The organism is Micromonospora sp. NBC_01405, assembly GCF_045040155.1.
Lineage (GTDB): Bacteria > Actinomycetota > Actinomycetes > Mycobacteriales > Micromonosporaceae > Micromonospora.
Genome location: NZ_CP109532.1, coordinates 2,048,636 through 2,065,584 on the forward strand (window position 1 = coordinate 2,048,636; position 16,949 = coordinate 2,065,584).

General features: G+C 73.5%; 14 protein-coding genes, 1 tRNA gene and 1 pseudogene. 3 read left to right on the forward strand and 13 right to left on the reverse strand.

Features of this window, described 5'->3' with window-relative positions; all coding sequences use genetic code 11:
- Positions 1 to 47: 47 nt before the first annotated feature.
- The 5 genes and pseudogenes from pth to OG559_RS08020 all read right to left on the reverse strand — a co-directional run bounded on the left by pth (position 48) and on the right by OG559_RS08020 (position 4,550).
- Entirely contained in the window at positions 48 to 638 is a 591-nt protein-coding gene (gene pth, locus OG559_RS08000) for an aminoacyl-tRNA hydrolase (RefSeq protein ID WP_405113895.1), read from the reverse strand.
- A gap of 117 nt (positions 639 to 755) precedes the next feature.
- Positions 756 to 1,448 (reverse strand): 50S ribosomal protein L25/general stress protein Ctc, encoded by a 693-nt coding sequence (locus OG559_RS08005; RefSeq protein ID WP_405113897.1) that lies wholly within the window; start codon positions 1,446 to 1,448, stop codon positions 756 to 758.
- Between the two features lie 379 nt (positions 1,449 to 1,827).
- Positions 1,828 to 2,808 (reverse strand): ribose-phosphate diphosphokinase, encoded by a 981-nt coding sequence (locus OG559_RS08010; protein WP_405113899.1) that lies wholly within the window; start codon positions 2,806 to 2,808, stop codon positions 1,828 to 1,830.
- Positions 2,809 to 2,859: 51 nt separating this feature from the next.
- Positions 2,860 to 4,409, reverse strand: a pseudogene (gene glmU / locus OG559_RS08015) (bifunctional UDP-N-acetylglucosamine diphosphorylase/glucosamine-1-phosphate N-acetyltransferase GlmU).
- A gap of 70 nt (positions 4,410 to 4,479) precedes the next feature.
- A tRNA-Gln gene (locus OG559_RS08020) sits at positions 4,480 to 4,550 on the reverse strand.
- Positions 4,551 to 4,898: 348 nt separating this feature from the next.
- Between OG559_RS08020 and OG559_RS08025 the strand changes: the two genes are divergently transcribed.
- Positions 4,899 to 5,588: a TetR family transcriptional regulator gene (locus OG559_RS08025; RefSeq protein WP_405113901.1), complete on the forward strand. Its 690-nt coding sequence runs from the start codon at positions 4,899 to 4,901 to the stop codon at positions 5,586 to 5,588.
- A 22-nt stretch (positions 5,589 to 5,610) separates the two neighbouring features.
- Here the strand turns inward: OG559_RS08025 and OG559_RS08030 are convergent, their stop codons facing one another.
- The 6 genes from OG559_RS08030 to OG559_RS08055 all read right to left on the reverse strand — a co-directional run bounded on the left by OG559_RS08030 (position 5,611) and on the right by OG559_RS08055 (position 11,576).
- Complete coding sequence (locus tag OG559_RS08030; protein ID WP_405113903.1) at positions 5,611 to 6,081, reverse strand: DUF4383 domain-containing protein; 471 nt, start codon at positions 6,079 to 6,081, stop codon at positions 5,611 to 5,613.
- Between the two features lie 117 nt (positions 6,082 to 6,198).
- The gene (locus OG559_RS08035; RefSeq protein WP_405113905.1) at positions 6,199 to 6,654 is read right to left on the reverse strand and encodes a DUF4383 domain-containing protein; all 456 of its coding nucleotides are present in this window, start codon (positions 6,652 to 6,654) and stop codon (positions 6,199 to 6,201) included.
- Between the two features lie 114 nt (positions 6,655 to 6,768).
- A complete protein-coding gene (locus OG559_RS08040) occupies positions 6,769 to 8,574 on the reverse strand; it encodes an ABC-F family ATP-binding cassette domain-containing protein (RefSeq protein WP_405113907.1) in 1,806 nt (601 codons plus the stop codon).
- Positions 8,575 to 8,829: 255 nt separating this feature from the next.
- Entirely contained in the window at positions 8,830 to 9,786 is a 957-nt protein-coding gene (locus OG559_RS08045) for a 4-(cytidine 5'-diphospho)-2-C-methyl-D-erythritol kinase (RefSeq protein ID WP_405113909.1), read from the reverse strand.
- A gap of 9 nt (positions 9,787 to 9,795) precedes the next feature.
- Entirely contained in the window at positions 9,796 to 10,665 is an 870-nt protein-coding gene (gene rsmA / locus OG559_RS08050) for a 16S rRNA (adenine(1518)-N(6)/adenine(1519)-N(6))-dimethyltransferase RsmA (protein ID WP_405116483.1), read from the reverse strand.
- Positions 10,662 to 11,576: a TatD family hydrolase gene (locus tag OG559_RS08055; RefSeq protein WP_405113911.1), complete on the reverse strand. Its 915-nt coding sequence runs from the start codon at positions 11,574 to 11,576 to the stop codon at positions 10,662 to 10,664. The genes rsmA and OG559_RS08055 overlap by 4 nt, the downstream gene beginning before the upstream one ends.
- A 105-nt stretch (positions 11,577 to 11,681) precedes the next feature.
- Here OG559_RS08055 and OG559_RS08060 point away from each other — a divergent pair, with 105 nt between their 5' ends.
- Complete coding sequence (locus tag OG559_RS08060) at positions 11,682 to 12,533, forward strand: alpha/beta fold hydrolase (RefSeq protein WP_405113913.1); 852 nt, start codon at positions 11,682 to 11,684, stop codon at positions 12,531 to 12,533.
- Positions 12,534 to 12,629: 96 nt separating this feature from the next.
- Here the strand turns inward: OG559_RS08060 and metG are convergent, their stop codons facing one another.
- On the reverse strand, positions 12,630 to 14,444 hold the full coding sequence (metG, locus tag OG559_RS08065) for a methionine--tRNA ligase (RefSeq protein ID WP_405113915.1): 1,815 nt from the start codon (positions 14,442 to 14,444) through the stop codon (positions 12,630 to 12,632).
- A gap of 221 nt (positions 14,445 to 14,665) precedes the next feature.
- On the opposite strand from metG, the gene OG559_RS08070 reads away from it, so the two are divergent.
- Positions 14,666 to 15,829 (forward strand): hypothetical protein, encoded by a 1,164-nt coding sequence (locus OG559_RS08070; RefSeq protein ID WP_405113917.1) that lies wholly within the window; start codon positions 14,666 to 14,668, stop codon positions 15,827 to 15,829.
- A 101-nt stretch (positions 15,830 to 15,930) separates the two neighbouring features.
- Here the strand turns inward: OG559_RS08070 and rsmI are convergent, their stop codons facing one another.
- A complete protein-coding gene (gene rsmI, locus OG559_RS08075; RefSeq protein WP_405113918.1) occupies positions 15,931 to 16,770 on the reverse strand; it encodes a 16S rRNA (cytidine(1402)-2'-O)-methyltransferase in 840 nt (279 codons plus the stop codon).
- Between the last annotated feature and the right edge of the window lie 179 nt (positions 16,771 to 16,949).

Genomic DNA, 16,949 nt, shown 5'->3' on the forward strand with positions numbered 1-16,949 from the left:
GCAGACTACCGGCCGGGCCTCGGTCACCCGCGTACGCCCCGCCCAGGTCACGCCCCGTGATACTGGTTCTGGGTCGGCTCCACGCCCCGGATGACCACCGACTCGACCACGTCCGCCGCCCGGTCGATGAGGAACTCGAGCTCCTTGCGCTCGGCGGCGGAGAAGTCCGACAGCACGTAGTCCGCCGGGTCCTGCCGACCCGGCGGCCGGCCGACGCCGAACCGCACCCGGACGTAGTCCTTCGTGCCCAGCGACTTCGACATCGAGCGCAGGCCGTTGTGCCCGCCCTCGCCGCCGCCGCACTTCACCCGCACCTGCCCGTAGTCGATGTCCAGCTCGTCGTGGATCGCGATCACCCGGCCCGGCGGCACCTTGTGGAACTGCGCCAGCCCGGCCACCGGCCCGCCGGAGAGGTTCATGTACGTCAGCGGCTTCGCCAGCACCAGCTTCGGGCCGCCGAACCCGAGCCGCCCCTCGGTGACCTCAGCCACCGCCCGCTTGTGCCGGCCGAACTTGCCACCCACGCGGGCGGCCAGCAGGTCGGCCACCATGAAGCCGACATTGTGCCGGTTGCCCGCGTACTCCCGACCGGGGTTGCCCAGGCCGACCACCAGCCACGGCCCCGCCTCGTCCGTCACGCCACGCCCCTCCCGCTCTCAGCGCCGCCCACCATGGCCGTGCGACCCGACGACCCCCCGATATGCCGACAGGCGCCCCCGATCACGGGAGCGCCTGTCGCACGGAACGGGGACCGGTCAGGCCTCGGTCTTCGCCTCGGCCGGGGCCTGCTCGCCCTCGGCGGCCGGGGCCTCGGCACCCTCGGCGGTCTCCTCGCCGACCTCGGCCTCGGCCTCGGCGGTGGCCTCCTCGACCTCGGGGAGGGTGGCCTCGAGCTGCTCGGCGGTCGGGGCGGCGGTCACCGAGGCGACCGTGGCCTCCGGGTCGGCGACCAGCTCGACGCCGGCCGGCAGCTCCACGTCGGCGGCGGTGACCTGGGTACCGGCCTCCAGACCCTCGATCGACGCCTCCAGGTGGTCCGGCACCTTCGTGGCGTCGGCGGTCACCGAGAGGGTGTCGTGGTCGTGCACGATCAGCGTGTCCTTGGCGGCCTCGCCGGTCAGCTGGACCGGGACCTCGACGGTGACCTTCTCGCCGCGGCGGACCAGCAGCAGGTCGACGTGCTCGTAGCTGTCCCGGATCGGGTCCCGCTGGATCGCCTTCGGCAGCGCCAGCACCTGGGTGCCGTCGCTGACCTCGATCGCGAAGAGCTGGTTGGCGCCGCCCTTGCGGATTGCGGCGGCGAACTCACGCACGGGCAGTGCGATGTGCTTGGGCTTCTCGCCGTGGCCGTAAAGCACGGCGGGCACCAAGCCGGCCCGGCGGGTACGGCGGGCACCACCCTTGCCGAACTCGGTACGGGGCTCGGCGCTGATCTTTACCTCGGACACGGGGAAACTCCTGATGCTTTCGCTGCGGCGGGCTTGTCGACTGGCGGTGCTGGGGCGAGGGGCTCGCTGGGGCTCATGCGTCATGAACGACTGCCCGGAGCACCGCGTCGATGACGGTGCATCCGTGCGGCGCTTTTCAGCGGCCCGCCGGGCACCCTCGCCGTGGCAACCGCAGTAGTCTACCCGAGTTGATTACGCCCTCGACGGCAGTCCCCGCCTCCGCCATCCGCAGGGGCAAAAACACCCAGCGGACACCGCCCCCGGACGCCGGTCGAACATCGCCCCGGACGCCGCGTCGGAGCCGAACCGGACGCCGCGTCGGAGCCGGTCCGGAACCCGCGCGCCGGCCTCGGGACGACAGCCGGCGCGCGGGCGACCGTCAGCTCAGGCCGCCGAACAGGGTGGTCACCGACCCGTCGTCGAAGACCTCCCGGATCGCCCGGGCCAGCAGCGGCGCGATCGACAGCACGGTGATCTTGTCGAGCTGCTTCTCGGATGGCAGCGGCAGCGTGTTGGTCACCACGACCTCGGTGATCGGGCTGTTCTTCAGCCGCTCGGTCGCCGGGTCGGACAGCAGCGCGTGGGTGGACGCCACGACGATCTCCGCCGCACCGGCCGTCCGGAGGATCTCGGCGGCCTTGGTGATCGTGCCGCCGGTGTCGATCATGTCGTCGACGATCAGGCAGACCCGCCCCTCCACGTCGCCGACCACCCGGTTCGCCACCACCTGGTTCGGCTTGAGCGGATCCCGGGTCTTGTGGATGAACGCCAGCGGGCAGCCGCCCAGCCGGTCCGTCCACCGCTCCGCCACCCGAACCCGGCCCGAGTCCGGCGCCACCACCGTCATCGGCCGACCGGCGAACTTGCGCTCCACGTACTCGGCCAGGATGTCCATCGCGAACAGGTGGTCCACGGGGCCGTCGAAGAAGCCCTGGATCTGCGCGGTGTGCAGGTCCACCGTGAGGATCCGGTTCGCGCCCGCGGTCTTCAGCAGGTCCGCCACCAGCCGCGCCGAGATCGGCTCCCGGCCCCGGTGCTTCTTGTCCTGCCGCGAGTACGGGTAGAACGGCAGGACCACGGTGATCCGCTTGGCCGAACCGCGCTTCAGCGCGTCGATCATGATCAGGGTCTCCATGACCCAGGTGTTGACCCCGTGCGTCACGGACTGCACCACGAAGGCGTCCGAACCGCGCACCGAGTCCTTGAACCGTACGAAGATCTCCCCGTTCGCGAACTCGTACGCGTCGGCGGGCGTCGGCGCGACGCCTAGCACCTCGCCGATCTCCTTGGCCAGCTCCGGAAAGCCACGTCCGGAGAAAAGCATCAGGCTCTTGCGGTTTTCGGCGACGATGCTGCCCATGGGCTCGTCTGCTCCCGTTGGTCGGTGGTCCCGGCTGCGGTCTGGCCGGGACTATGCGGTTGCAGTATCTCCCCCGCCTGACGGCCGTCGAACCGCCTCGGTGCCCCCGTGGATTGCCTCACCTTCCCTTGCGGCCCTCAGGCCTCCGGCGCATCCTCCGCCGCTTCCGCCACAGCTTGGCGGGCCCGCTCGGCGGCCTCGGCCGAGGCGGTGCCGGGCCGCCTGCGGGCCACCCAGCCCTCGATGTTGCGCTGCGGCGCCCGGGTGACCCCGAGCGCACCCGGCGGCACGTCCTGGCTGACCGCGCTGCCCGCCGCGACGTACGCGCCCGGGCCCACCTCCACGGGGGCGATCAGGCTGGTGTCGCAGCCGATGAACGCCGCCTCGCCGACCGTGGTGCGGTGCTTGTTGACCCCGTCGTAGTTCACGAAGATCGTCGCCGCGCCGATGTTGGCCTTCGCCCCGATCGTCGCGTCACCCACGTACGACAGGTGTGGCACCTTCGCGCCCGCGCCGACCTCGGAGTTCTTCACCTCGACGAAGGTGCCGACCTTGGCCCGCTCGGCCAGCTTCGCCGCCGGCCGCAGGTACGCGTACGGCCCGACGCTGGCCCCCGGGCCGACCTCGGCCTCGACGGCGTGGCTACGCAGCACGGTCGCCCCCGGGCCGATCACCGTGTCGATCAACGTCACGTCCGGGCCGACCACGGCCTCCGCGCCGACCACGGTCCCGCCGCGCAGCTGGGTGTTCTGGTCGATCACCGCGTCCCGGTCCACCGCGACCGTCACGTCGATCCAGGTCGTCGCCGGGTCCAGGATGCTGACCCCGGTACGCATCCACCCCTCGTTCACCCGGTCGCGCAGCAGCCGGCGCAGGGCCGCCAGCTCGACCCGGTCGTTGCAGCCCAGCGTCTCGACATGGTCGGCGGCCACGTGCACCGCCACCGGCTCGCCGGCGGAGACGAGCAGGCCGAAGACGTCGGTGAGGTACTCCTCGCCCTGGTCGTTGTCGGCGGAGAGCTTGCCCAGCGCGGCGCGCAGCCGCACCGCGTCGAACGCGTAGATGCCGGCGTTGATCTCGCGCAGCGCGCGTTGGGCCGGGGTGGCATCGCGCTCCTCGACGATCTGCTCCAGCCGACCTGCCGCGTCCCGGACGATGCGCCCCAGCCCGGTCGGGTCGGGCACCTCGGCGGCCAGCACCGTGGCCGCGGCTCCCGCGCCCTCGTGCGCGTCGACCAGCGCGGCGACCGTCTCGGGGCGGAGCAACGGCACGTCGCCGTTGATCACCACCACGGTCCCGGCGGCGTCCGGCGCCGCGTCCAGCCCGATCCGGACCGCGTGGCCGGTGCCGAGCTGCTCAGCCTGGAGCACGGGGGTGGCCGCCGGGGCGACCTCGGCCAGGTGCGCCCGGACCTGGTCCGCGCCGTGCCCCACCACCACGACGGTCCGGTCGGCCGCAAGCGGCGCGGCGGCGGTCAGCACGTGGCCGAGCAGGGTCCGGCCGAGCAGGGGATGCAGCACCTTGGGCAGCGCCGACTTCATCCGCTTGCCCTCCCCGGCGGCGAGCACGACGACGGTTCGGAGGTGGAGCTGGGACACGATGTAGCTCCCGTCGGGACGGCGACAGTCTCGCGGCCATGCTAACCACGCCATGGCGGCGGTACAGCGGAAGCTCCCGGGAGAGGATTCGAACCCCTATAATCAGGACCAAAACCTGACGTCCTGCCATTAGACGACCCGGGACGGTCTAAACGGACAAACCAAGCGGTCGGCAGACCTCTACACCTTAGCGTCCCGAGCCCTGGACGCCATCGCCCATTCCCCTCATGATCCCTTCGGTCCTTCAGAACTGCCGGCGCGGCACTCCGACGGCACGGCGCGCGGCATGAAGGCATCCACGCACGAAACTGTCCCATGCGGCTCCACGCGCCCGTGGACTCCCGCCGTGCCGGCCGACGCCGGGTCGACCGGCACGGGTACGGTCGGACGACGCGGCGGCACCGTCCCGGATTCGGACGGGGTCGACGGCGCGAACAGCGGAGGCAGCGGCATCCCACGACAGGCGTCCCCGAGCGCCGGCGAGGTGACGACATGGCGGACGGTCCGGTCGGCGAGGGTGGCCCAGGTGGTCGGCGGCGCGCGGTTGCGGCGGCGGGCAAGCCGCCCTCGCGGGTGCGGATGTCGGCGGCCCAGCGGCGCGAGCAGTTGATCTCGATCGGCCGGCAGCTGTTCGCCGAGCGCGGCTTCGACGCGACCTCGATCGAGGAGGTGGCGGCCCGGGCGAAGGTCTCCAAGCCGGTGATCTACGAGCACTTCGGCGGCAAGGAAGGGCTCTACGCGGTGGTGGTGGACCGGGAGGTCCGGGCCCTGCTGGACCGGATCACCACGGCCCTGACCGCCGGTCATCCGCGGGAGTTGCTGGAGCAGGCGGCGATGGCCCTGCTCGGGTACATCGAGGAGGAGACCAGCGGGTTCCGGGTGCTGGTCCGGGAGTCGCCGGTGATGTCCGCGACGGGCAACTTCAGCAGCGTGATGAACGACGTCGCGCACCAGGTCGAGCACATCCTCGGCGCCGAGTTCAAGACCCGGGGGTACGACCCGAAGCTGGCCGAGCTCTACTCGCAGGCCCTCGTCGGGATGGTGGCATTGACGGGGCGCTGGTGGCTGGAGGTGCGCAAGCCGCGTAAGGAGACAGTGGCCGCGCACCTGGTCAACCTGGCCTGGAACGGCTTGTCGCACCTGGACGCGAAGCCGACCCTGATCACGGCGAAGGGCCGGTGACCGGGGTCCGGGACGGCCGGGTTCAGCGACCGCCGGGGACGGCGGCGCGGCGGTGCCGGCGTTCGGCCTCGGCGCGCTCGGGCGGGCCGACCTTGTCGTAGAGGCCGGTGGCGAGGAGCACCAGCCCGAACAGCAGCGACACGATGACGGTGGACATCGAGAAGTTGAGGAAGTTCGCCGAGGTCTGCAGGACGGACATCATCAGCACGCCGGTGACCAGGAAGACCACCCCGGCGGTCAGGTTCATGTAGTGGCCGAGGTTGCTCCGCCGGGACGCCCCGACCATCAGCACGGCCCCGAAGATCACCGAAACCAGCGAGAACGCGAGGTTGGTGCGGAGGCCGAGGGCCCAGGTGCTGCCCCGGTCGAACAGCCCTTCGCCCCAGGTCGCGGCCACTCCCCAGACTCCGAAGACCAGGATGTAGAGCCCGATGACCCCGGCGAGGACGCGATAGAGCGCTCGCGCCGGGTGATTGACCGGAAAGTGCGCCATAACCCCTCCGTCCGGATGTGTCCGTTCGGAAGGATTGTCGCCCGCCCGGGCGCCGGATGCGGGCCGAACCGCCGCAGCGGGACCGGAACCAGCCGATCCCCGCAGCGGCGCCCCCGGTCAGAGGACGAGCCGGGCCTTCTGCCAGGCCTCGCTCTCCTCCTCGGTGCCGACCTTGCCGTACATGCCGACCATCAGCAGCACCATCGAGAGGGTCAGCACCACGATGTCGGTGAAGATGGTGAAGTTGAAGATGTTGGCGTCGGTCTGCAGGAAGGCCAGCGCGGCCAGGCCGAGGACCATGAGCACGTACGCCAGCCACTGGTTGATCGCGACGTCGAGGTTGCGGCCGATCGCGGTGCCGGCCAGGATCGCGACGCCGAGCAGGATGCTGATCAGCGAGAATCCGAGATTGGTCCCCTGGCCGAGCGCCTTCGTGTCATCCTGGGCGAGGAAGTCGTTGCCGGCGCTGGCGACGATGCCGAGCACTCCGAAGACCACGAAGTACAGACCAACGAGCCCGCCGATCGCCCGGTAGATCGGCCGCGCGGGGTGGTTGACGGGGGTGTGGGCCATGTCTGAATCTCCAAGACCGTGCGGGTGAGGGGTCACCTGATTGTCCCGCACGGCGGGCTGTGACGCCGCACACCCCCCACCCGAGGCCGGCTCGCCTTCCGGCAGCCGGCCGGCTCAGTTCCCGGGGACCTGCTCGGCGAGGGCCAGCCAGGTCTCCTCGACCTGCTCGCGTTCGGCCCGCATGTCCTTGAGTTGGGCGTCCAGCTCGGCGACCTTGGCGTAGTCGGTGGCGTTCGCGGCGAGCTGGTCGAGCAGCGCCGCCTCCCTCTGGTCCAGCTTGCCGATCTGGCGTTCCAGGCGGGTGAGGTCCTTCTTCGCCTGCCGGGCCTCGGCGGCGGACATCCCGCCGGCCGCCGGGGTGGCGCCCACCGTGGCGGTGGATGCGCCGGCGACCGCGGCCAGCGGCTGGTTCGCGGCCCGGGCCAGGTACTCGTCGACGCCGCCGGGCAGGTGCACCAGCCGGCCGTCGCCGAACATCCCGTACGCCGATTCGGTGACCCGCTCGATGAGGTACCGGTCGTGGCTGGCCACGATGACCGTGCCGGGCCAGGAGTCGAGCAGGTCCTCCAGCGCGGCGAGGGTGTCGGTGTCCAGGTCGTTGGTGGGCTCGTCGAAGAGCAGCACGTTGGGCTCGCCGGCGAGCAGCCGGAGCATCTGGAGCCGGCGGCGCTCCCCGCCGGAGAGGTCGCTGACCGGGGTCCAGAGCCGGCGGTCGTCGAAGCCGAAGACCTCGGCGAGCTGGGCGGCGGAGACCTCCCGGTCGCCGAGCTGCACCCGGCGGGCGACCTCCTCGACGGCTTCGAGGACGCGCAGGTGGCCAGGCAGCTCGGCCAACTCCTGGGAGAGGAACGCGGGCCGGACCGTGGAGCCGGTGGCGAACCGTCCGCCGTCGGGGCGGGTGATGCCGGCCAGCATCCGCAGCAGGGTGGTCTTGCCGGCGCCGTTGCGGCCGAGGATGGCGATCCGGTCACCGGGGCCGACGTGCCAGGTGGCGTCGTGCAGGATCTCCTTCGGGCCGGCGTGCAGCCGGACGCCCTCCAGGTCGTACACCTGCTTGCCGAGCCGGGCGGTGGCCATCCGTTGCAGCGACATGGTGTCGCGCGCCGGCGGCACGTCGGCGATCAGCGCGTTGGCGGCGTCGATCCGGAACTGCGGCTTGCTGGTCCGGGCGGGCGGGCCGCGACGCAGCCAGGCGATCTCCTTGCGGAGCAGGTTCTGCCGGCGGGCCTCGGTGGCGGCGGCGACCCGGTCCCGCTCGACGCGGGCCAGGGTCCAGGCGGCGAAGCCGCCCTCGTACGCCCGGACGGTCTGGTCGGCAACCTCCCAGGTGTCGGTGCAGACCGCGTCGAGGAACCACCGGTCGTGGGTGACCACGACGAGGGCGCCCTTGCGGCCGACCAGGTGCTTCGCCAGCCAGTCGACGCCGCCGACGTCGAGGTGGTTGGTGGGCTCGTCGAGGATGAGCAGGTCGGAGTCGCGGACCAGCAGGGCGGCCAGGGCGACCCGGCGGCGCTCGCCGCCGGACATCGGGCCGACGGGCTGGTCGAGGCCGAGGTGGGGCATGCCGAGGCCGTCGAGGATGCCTCGGACCCCGGCGTCGCCGGCCCACTCGTGCTCGGCGCCCATGCTCTCGCCGAGCCAGGCGGTGCCGAGCACCACGTCCCGGACGGTGGCCTCGGGGGCGAGCGTCAGGGCCTGCGGAAGCCAGAGGACGCGCAGGTCGCGACGGTGGGTCACCCGGCCGTCGTCCGGTTCCTCCTGCTTGGTGAGCAGCCGCAGCAGGGTGGACTTGCCGGCGCCGTTGAGGCCGACCACGCCGATCCGGTCGGCGTCGTCGAGGCCGAGCGAGACGTCGGTGAGCAGCGGCCCGGCGGCGCCGTACCCCTTGGACACCCGGTCCAGGTTGACGATGTTGGCCACGAACCCACCTTTCATGATGAAGGCGTCCCGGTGCCGGCGGGCACCTCAGGACGCCTGGCCTCCAAGGGTACGCGGACGCTCCGGGCCGCCCCGGCGGGCGTACGCCTCAGCCCCGCCCGGCGGGCGTATTCCCGGCTCAGCCCGCCCGGGGAGGCGTACTCCCGGCTCAGCCCGCCCGGGGAGGCGTACTCCCGGCTCAGCCCGCCCGGGGAGGCGTACTCCCGGCTCAGCCCGCCCGGCGGGCGTATTCCCGGCTCAGCCGATCCGCGCGCCGGGCACCGGGCCGTGCGCGGTGCGCGCCTGGCGGCACACCCCGGCGGTCGTCAGCTCGGCGGCGATCCGGTCGGCGTCGTCGGCGTTCGCGGCGAGGAACACGCAGGTCGGCCCGGAGCCGGAGACGATGCTGGCGAGCGCCCCGGCGGCCTCGCCGGCCTTCAGGGTGCCGGCCAGGGACGGGCGCATGGCGAGCGCGGCGTCCTGGAGGTCGTTGCCGAGGCTGGCGGCGAGCACCCGGGGGTCCCGCTGGCGCAGCGCGGCGAGCAGCCCGTCGGTGCTGCCCAGCGGCGGGCCGGCGGCCCCGGCGTCGCGGAGCCGGTCGAGTTCGGCGTACGCGGCGGGGGTGGACAGCCCGCCGTCGGCGATGGCGACCACCCAGTGCCAGGAGGTGGCGCGGGCCAGCACAGGGCTGACCGCCTCGCCCCGGCCGGTGCCGAGCGCGGTGCCGCCGTAGATCAGGAACGGCACGTCGGAGCCGAGGTCGGCGGCGATCCCGGCCAACTCGTCGCGCGACAGCCCGGTACCCCAGAGGGCGTCGCAGGCGACCAGCGCGGCGGCGGCGTCGGCGCTCCCACCGGCCAGCCCGCCGGCCAGCGGGATCTGCTTGCGCAGGTGCAGCCGGGCGTGCGGCGGGACGCCCGCGTACCCGGCGAGGGCGCGGGCGGCCCGGATGGCCAGGTTGGTGTCGTCCAGGGCCAGCTCGCCGGTGCCCTCCCCCTCCATCGTCAGGGTGAGGGTGTCGCCGCGGCGGGCGGTGAGCTCGTCGTAGATCGAGATGGCGTGGTAGACGGTGTTCAGCTCGTGGTAGCCGTCCCGGCGCAGCGGGCCCACCCCGAGGTGCAGGTTGACCTTGGCGGGCACCCGCACCCGGACCGGGCCGCTGGCCCCGCGCCGCTGCTGGTCGTCATCGTCGTCCGGTCCCCAGGCCTCGGTCACCGCGCCAGCCTACTGCGCGGCCGGTGGGGCGGTCGGGGCCGACGCGGCGATGGCGGCGAACTGCTCGACGGTGAGCGACTCGCCGCGCGCGCCGGGGTCGACGCCGGCGGCGGTGAGCGCCGCGGCGGCCCGGTCCGCGCCCCCGGCCCAGCCGGCCAGGGCGGCCCGCAGGGTCTTGCGGCGCTGGGCGAACGCGGCGTCGACGACGGCGAAAACCTGTTTCCGGGGTACGTCGGGGCGGGGCGGCTCGCGGCGGGTGAAGGCGACCAGGCCGGAGTCGACGTTGGGCACCGGCCAGAACACGTTGGGCGGCACCTTACCGGCGGCGCGGGAGCGGGCGTACCAGGCGAGCTTGACCGACGGGATGCCGTAGACCTTGGAGCCGGGGCCGGCGACGAGCCGGTCGGCGACCTCCTTCTGCACCATCACCAGGCCGTGCCGGAGGCTGGGCAGCTCGGCCAGCAGGTGCAGCACCACCGGCACGGCCACGTTGTACGGCAGGTTCGCCACCAGCGCGGTCGGCGCGGGGTCGACCAGCTCGGCGGCGCCGATCCGCAGGGCGTCGGCGTGGTGCACGGTCAGCCGGGCGGCGGCCGGCCCGGCGAACCGGGCGGCGGTCTCCGGCAGCGCGGCGGCCAGCGTCGGGTCGAGCTCCACGGCGTGGGTGTGCGCGGCCACCGGCAGCAGGGCCAGGGTGAGCGAGCCGAGGCCGGGGCCGACCTCCAGGGCGACGTCGTCCGGGGCCAGGCCGGCGACGGTGACGATCCGGCGGACGGTGTTCGGGTCGTGCACGAAGTTCTGGCCGAGCTTCTTGGTCGGGTGCACGCCGAGGCGGGCGGCGAGTTCCCGGATCTCCGCCGGGCCGAGCAGGCCGGTCACCACGGGCCGAAGGCGCGCTCGCCGTTGACCGACAGCGCCGCGCACAGCTCGTCGAGGTCCGCGCCGGTGGTCGCGGCCAGTGCCCGCACGGTGAGCGGGATGAGGTACGACGCGTTGGGCCGCCCCCGGTGCGGGGTGGGGGTGAGGTACGGCGCGTCGGTCTCCACCAGGAGCTGGTCGAGCGGGGTGAGCGCGGCGGCCTCGCGCAGCGCGACGGCGCTGCCGAAGGTGACGGTGCCCGCGAAGCTGAGCAGGTAGCCGCGGCGTACGCAGTCGGCGGCGAACCCGGCGTCGCCGGAGAAGCAGTGCAGCACGACGGTGTCCGGGGCACCCTCGTCGTCGAGGATCCGCAGCACGTCGTCGTGCGCGTCCCGGTCGTGGACGACCAGGGCCTTGCCGTAGCGCTTGGCGATGGCGACGTGCGCCCGGAAGCTCTCCTCCTGCGCGGCCCGGCCCTCGTCGCCGGTGCGGAAGAAGTCCATCCCGGTCTCCCCGATCCCGCGCACCCGGTCCCGGGCCGCGAGCGCCTCGATCTGCCGCAGCGCCTCGTCGAGGTCTGCCAGCCGGGGCGCCTCGTTGGGGTGCAGGGCGACGGTGGCCAGCACCGCCGGGTAGCGGTCGGCCGCGTCGGCGCTCCACGCGGAGGACGCCACGTCCACGCCGACCTGGACGAGCCGGTCCACGCCGGCCTCGGCGGCCACCGCGACGGCCGCCGCGACCGGGTCGTCGGCGGCGGCGTTCCCGCCCGCCCCGCCGGCCGGGGCGCCGGCCTCGGTGACGGTGATGTCCAGGTGGGTGTGGCTGTCCGGCACGGGGCGGGGCAGCGGCTCGGGCGCGGGCGGGAACTCCCCGGCCCGGCGGGTGGCCCGTTGGCGGCGGGACTCAGTCGGCTCGGTCATCGCCGTCAGCATCACACACCGCCGGTCGGACCGAAGCGGTGGTGGGCGGGCATAACAGCAAGAGGGCCGGGAATGCGCCGGGCGTCCGACGGCCCCGACCCCGCTCCGGGAGACGACATGCCCTTCATCACCGTCGGCGCGGAGAACTCCGCGCCCATCGACCTGTACTACGAGGACCACGGCGCCGGGCAGCCGGTGGTGCTGATCCACGGGTTCCCGTTCAACGGGGCGACCTGGGAGAAGCAGACCAGCGCCCTGCTCGCCGCCGGCTACCGCACGATCACGTACGACCGGCGGGGTTTCGGAAACTCCAGCCAGCCGGCCGCCGGGTACGACTACGACACGTTCGCGGCCGACCTGGACGTGTTGATGACCGAGCTGGACCTGCGCAACGCGATCCTGATCGGGCACTCGATGGGCACCGGGGAGGTGACCCGCTACCTCGGCGCGTACGGGTCGAGCCGGGTGGACCGGGCGGTGCTGCTCAGCCCGCTCGCGCCGTTCCTGCTGAAGACCGCCGACAATCCGGAGGGGCTGGACCGGAGCCTGTTCGACGGGTTTCAGCAGGCGATCCTCGCCGACCGGTTCGCGTTCCTCACCAGCTTCTGCGACAACTTCTTCAACTATGCGGACAACAAGGGCAAATTGGTCAGCGAGGAGGCGTACCGGGCGCACTGGGAGATCGGCACGCGGGCCTCGGCGATCGGCACGTACCAGAGCGTGGACGCCTGGCTGACCGACTTCCGGCCGGACCTGCCCCGGATCGACGTGCCGGTGCTGATCGTGCAGGGCGACCAGGACCGGGTGCTGCCGTACGCGGCGACCGGGCAGCGATTGCAGCCGATGCTGCCCGACAGCCGGCTGACCACGCTCAAGGGAGCGCCGCACGGCATCCCGTGGACCAACAGCGACGAGGTGAACCGCGCGATCCTGGAGTTCGTGGTGGCCCCGGCGATGGCCCGACGCTGAGGCCGCCGCCGGCCGTACGGCCGGCGCGGTCCCCGGGGGCGGGGGCCGCGCCGGCGCGGTGGGTCGGGCCGGCGGCGGGTCAGGCCGACGCGGTGGTCAGCCGGCGAGCCGGGCCAGTTCCTCGTCGACGATCGACGGGTCGAGCTTGCGGAAGACCGGCTTCGGCGCCGCGAGCGGCCGGCCCGCCTCCAGCGGTACGGACTCCCAGCGCGTCCCGACCGTGTAGTCCCCGGTCAGCACCGGGTAGGCGGGCCCGCCGTCGAGGTCGTCGACCTCCTCCAGCACGGGCATCGGCGCGTGCACGCCGGTGCCGCCGAGCAGCTCGTGGATCTTCTGCGCGGAGTGCGGCAGGAACGGGGTAAGCAGCGTGTTCGCGTCGCTGACCACCTGGAGGGCGACGTGCAGGATGGTGCCCATCCGGGGCTTGTCCGCCTCGTCCTTGAGCTTCCACGGGGCCTGATCGGAGATGTACTTGTTGGCCTCGGCGACGACCCGCATCGCCTCGCCGATGGCCTGCTTCTGCCGGTGCCGGCCGATCAGGCCGCCGACGGTCCCGAAGCCGGCCCGGGCGGTCGCGAGCAGCGCCTCGTCGGCCTCGGTGAGCCCCGCCGGGTCGACCGGCGGGATCGCGCCGAAGTTCTTCGCCGCCATCGAGACGGACCGGTTGACCAGGTTGCCCCAGCCGGCGACCAGCTCGTCGTTGTTGCGGCGGAGGAACTCGGCCCAGGTGAAGTCGGTGTCGTTGCTCTCCGGACCGGCGACGGCGATGAAGTAGCGCAGCGCGTCGGCGTCGTACCGCTCCAGGAAGTCCCGGACGTAGATGACCACCTTGCGGGAGGAGGAGAACTTGCGCCCCTCCATGGTCAGGTACTCGCTGGAGACCACCTCGGTGGGCAGGTTGAGCCGGCCCAGCCGGCCCGGCTCGCCGTCGCGCGCGCCCTCGCCCGAGTAGCCGCCGAGCAGCGCCGGCCAGATCACCGAGTGGAAGACGATGTTGTCCTTGCCCATGAAGTAGTGGCTCTGGGTGTCACCGTCGGTGCTGCCCTCGGCGCCCTTCGGGTTCCAGAACTTCCGCCACGCCTCCGGGTCTCCGGTGCGGCGGGCCCACTCGATGGACGCGGACAGGTAGCCGATGACCGCGTCGAACCAGACGTAGATCCGCTTGTCCGGCCGGTCCCGCCAGCCGTCGAGGGGGATCGGCACGCCCCAGTCCAGGTCCCGGGTGATCGCCCGGGGCTGGAGGTCGTCGAGCAGGTTCTTCGAGAACCGCAGCACGTTGGGCCGCCAGCCCTCCCGGCTGTCCAGCCACTGCCGCAGGGCGTCGGCCAGGGCCGGCAGGTCGAGGAAGAAGTGCTCAGTCTCGATGAACTCCGGCGTCTCGCCGTTGATCTTGGACTTCGGGTTGATCAGGTCGACCGGGTCGAGCTGGTTGCCGCAGTTGTCGCACTGGTCGCCGCGGGCGCTGTCGTACCCGCAGATCGGGCAGGTGCCCTCGATGTACCGGTCGGGCAGGGTGCGGCCGGTGGACGGCGAGATCGCGCCGACGGTGACCTTCGGAACGATGTAGCCGTTGCGGTGCATCCCGGAGAACAACTCCTGCACCACGGCGTAGTGGTTGCGGGTGGTGGTGCGGGTGAACAGGTCGTACGACAGCCCGAGCGCCCGCAGGTCCTCGGCGATCACCCGGTTGTACCGGTCGGCCAGCACGCGCGGGGTGACCCCCTCGGCGTCGGCCTGCACCTGGATCGGGGTGCCGTGCTCGTCGGTGCCGGACACCATGAGCACGTCGTGGCCGGCCATCCGCATGTACCGGGCGAAGACGTCGGAGGGAACGCCGAAACCGGAGACGTGGCCGATGTGGCGCGGGCCGTTGGCGTAAGGCCAGGCTACCGCCGCGAGAACGTGACTCATGACCAGCAAGCCTAGTGACCTCGCCGGGTGCACCGCGAACCAACAGGCCACCCGGGCGGGTCAACGCCCCGTCGGGCATGCCGGGTCGACACGGACGGGGGCGGGGCGAGGGGGCCTCGGTGACCGGGCGGCGTCGGGGCGGACGATCGTTGCCCGAATTGTCGCCGACACGCGGTCTGAGCTGCCTCGATACCCACGCCGACCGGTGTCCAATGAAGCCCGTGACCGCCAGCCGAGCCGCCCGGGACCACGAGGAGCCGCCCACCGGGTCGGCCCGCGACGACGACCCGCCGCCCGGACCGTCGCCCCGGGCCGGGACCGTGGCGCCACAGCCCCGGCCGGTCCCGACCGCCGAACCGACGGGGGCGCCCACCGCCACCAAGCCCCGGCCGACCCGGCCGATCGCCCTGCCGGGGCCGACCCCGTCGATCGCCCTGCCGGGATCGACCGCCGCACCCGCGCCGAGCGTCCCGTCCGGACCGGCCACCCCGTCCGGACCGGCCGCCCGGCCTCGGCCGGCCGCCGCACCCGCGCCGAGCTCCGGGCCCGGACCGAACCCCGCACCCGGGCCGAGCGCGCTGCTGTCCGGTTCGGGCGTCGTGCCCGGTCCGGCCACCGGCGGCCCCAGCCGGCCGGTGGAGGTGGAGCCGACCACCGGGGCGCCGGTCGGCGCCGTGCCGCGCCGGGTCCCGGTCCGGCAGCCGGGTGGCCGGCCCCGCCCGGGAACCGCCGTCGGCGACCCGCCGGGGTCCGACGACGGGCTGTTCTGGGCACCGATCGAGGAGGTGCACTGGGACGGCACGCCGCTCGGGGAGGGGCACGGCCGGTGGCGGCACGGCGACGGCGACCGGGCGGCCCGGGCCCGACGGCGGCGGGCCGACCGCCCCGCCCGGCCGCCGGAGCCCTGGCGAGGGCTTTCCGCGCTTCTCGCGCTGAGCCTGCTCGCCGCATTCTTCGCCTGGGTGAGCGTCGGCCCGTTCTGGCTGGCCGTCGGGCACCGCGTCACCGGCACCGTGGTGGTCGACGAGTGCACCGGCGGCGGGCTGACCCAGCGTTGCCAGGGGATCTTCACCGCCGACGACGGTCGGTACGTCGCGTTCGGGGTGCGGATCAGCGGCGTGCCCGCCGAGCGCAGTGCCACCGGCTCCGTCCTGCCCGCCGGGATGACCGGGCCGGCGTCCGATGCGGCGTACGCCGACACCGGGGTCGGCCGGCACCTGCGCTGGCTGCTCGGGCTGCTGCTGGTGCTGGCCTGTGGTGTGGCGATCGCCCGGTGCACCGGCGCCACCCTGTTCACCGACCGCCGGGACCGCCGCTGGGCGGTGGCCGCCGCCGTGGCCGGCCCGCTCGTGATCACGGCGGGCTTCCTTGTCAACGCCTGGTGACGCCCCCGCCGGCCGGGCGCGGACCTCCCATGTCCCACCCCGCCCACCTCGTCGCGTCCGCGCCGCCGGCCGGGGCGGCGACGGGGCGACCTCCCGGCACCTCAGGCGTGCACGACCGCGTAGACGTCACGGCGGCGCAGGCCGTACCCGGTGGCGACCTCGGTGATCGCGTCTCGCCGGGACAGGCCGGCGGCCTCTCGTTCGGCCACGGCGGCACGCAACGTCGCGTCGTCCGGTCGCTCGGCGGCGGCCGGCGCGGCACCGGCCACCACCAGGGTGATCTCGCCGCGTGGCCCGCTGTCGGCGGCCCAGGTGGCCAGCTCGCCGAGGGGCCGGCGGACCACCTCCTCGTACGTCTTGGTCAGCTCGCGGCAGAGCGCCGCCGGCCGGTCGGCGCCGAACTCGGCGGCCAGGTCGGCGAGCGCACCGGCGATCCGGTGCGGGGCCTCGAAGAGCACCAGGGTCCGCTCCTCGCCGGCCAGCGCGCGCAGCCGGGAGCGCCGAGCGCCGGGGGTGCGGGGCAGGAAGCCCTCGAAGCAGAACCGGTCGCTGGGCAGCCCGGACAGGGCCAGCGCGGTGGTGACGGCGCTCGGGCCGGGGGCGACGGTCACCGGCACGCCGGCGTCGAGCGCGCCCCGGACCAGCCGGTACCCGGGGTCGGAGACGCTGGGCATCCCGCCGTCGGTGACCAGTGCCACGACATATCCCGCGCGGAGCACCTCGACCAGCTCGGGGGTGCGGCGCTCCTCGTTGCCCTCGAAGTAGGAGACGATCCGGCCGGGCACGGTGATGTCGAGGTCCCGGGCCAGCCGGGTGAGCCGCCGGGTGTCCTCGGCGGCGACCACGTCGGCGGCGGCGAGCACCTCGCGGAACCGGGCGGACGCGTCGGCCGGGTTGCCGAGCGGCGCGCCGAGGAGGACCAGGCGGCCAACTTCGGACATTTCACCCACGAGACGCACTCCTTCATCGACAGTTGTACCGGTATTGGAAACGACGGGCGCCACCGGGCACCTCCGCAGCCTACGATCGCTTCGTGACGAGTGCGTCGACAGCGCAGAGCGCGAGCGCGGGCCAGGCGAAATCGGAGCACGCCGCAGCCGGCGCCGCGACCGAGGAGTCC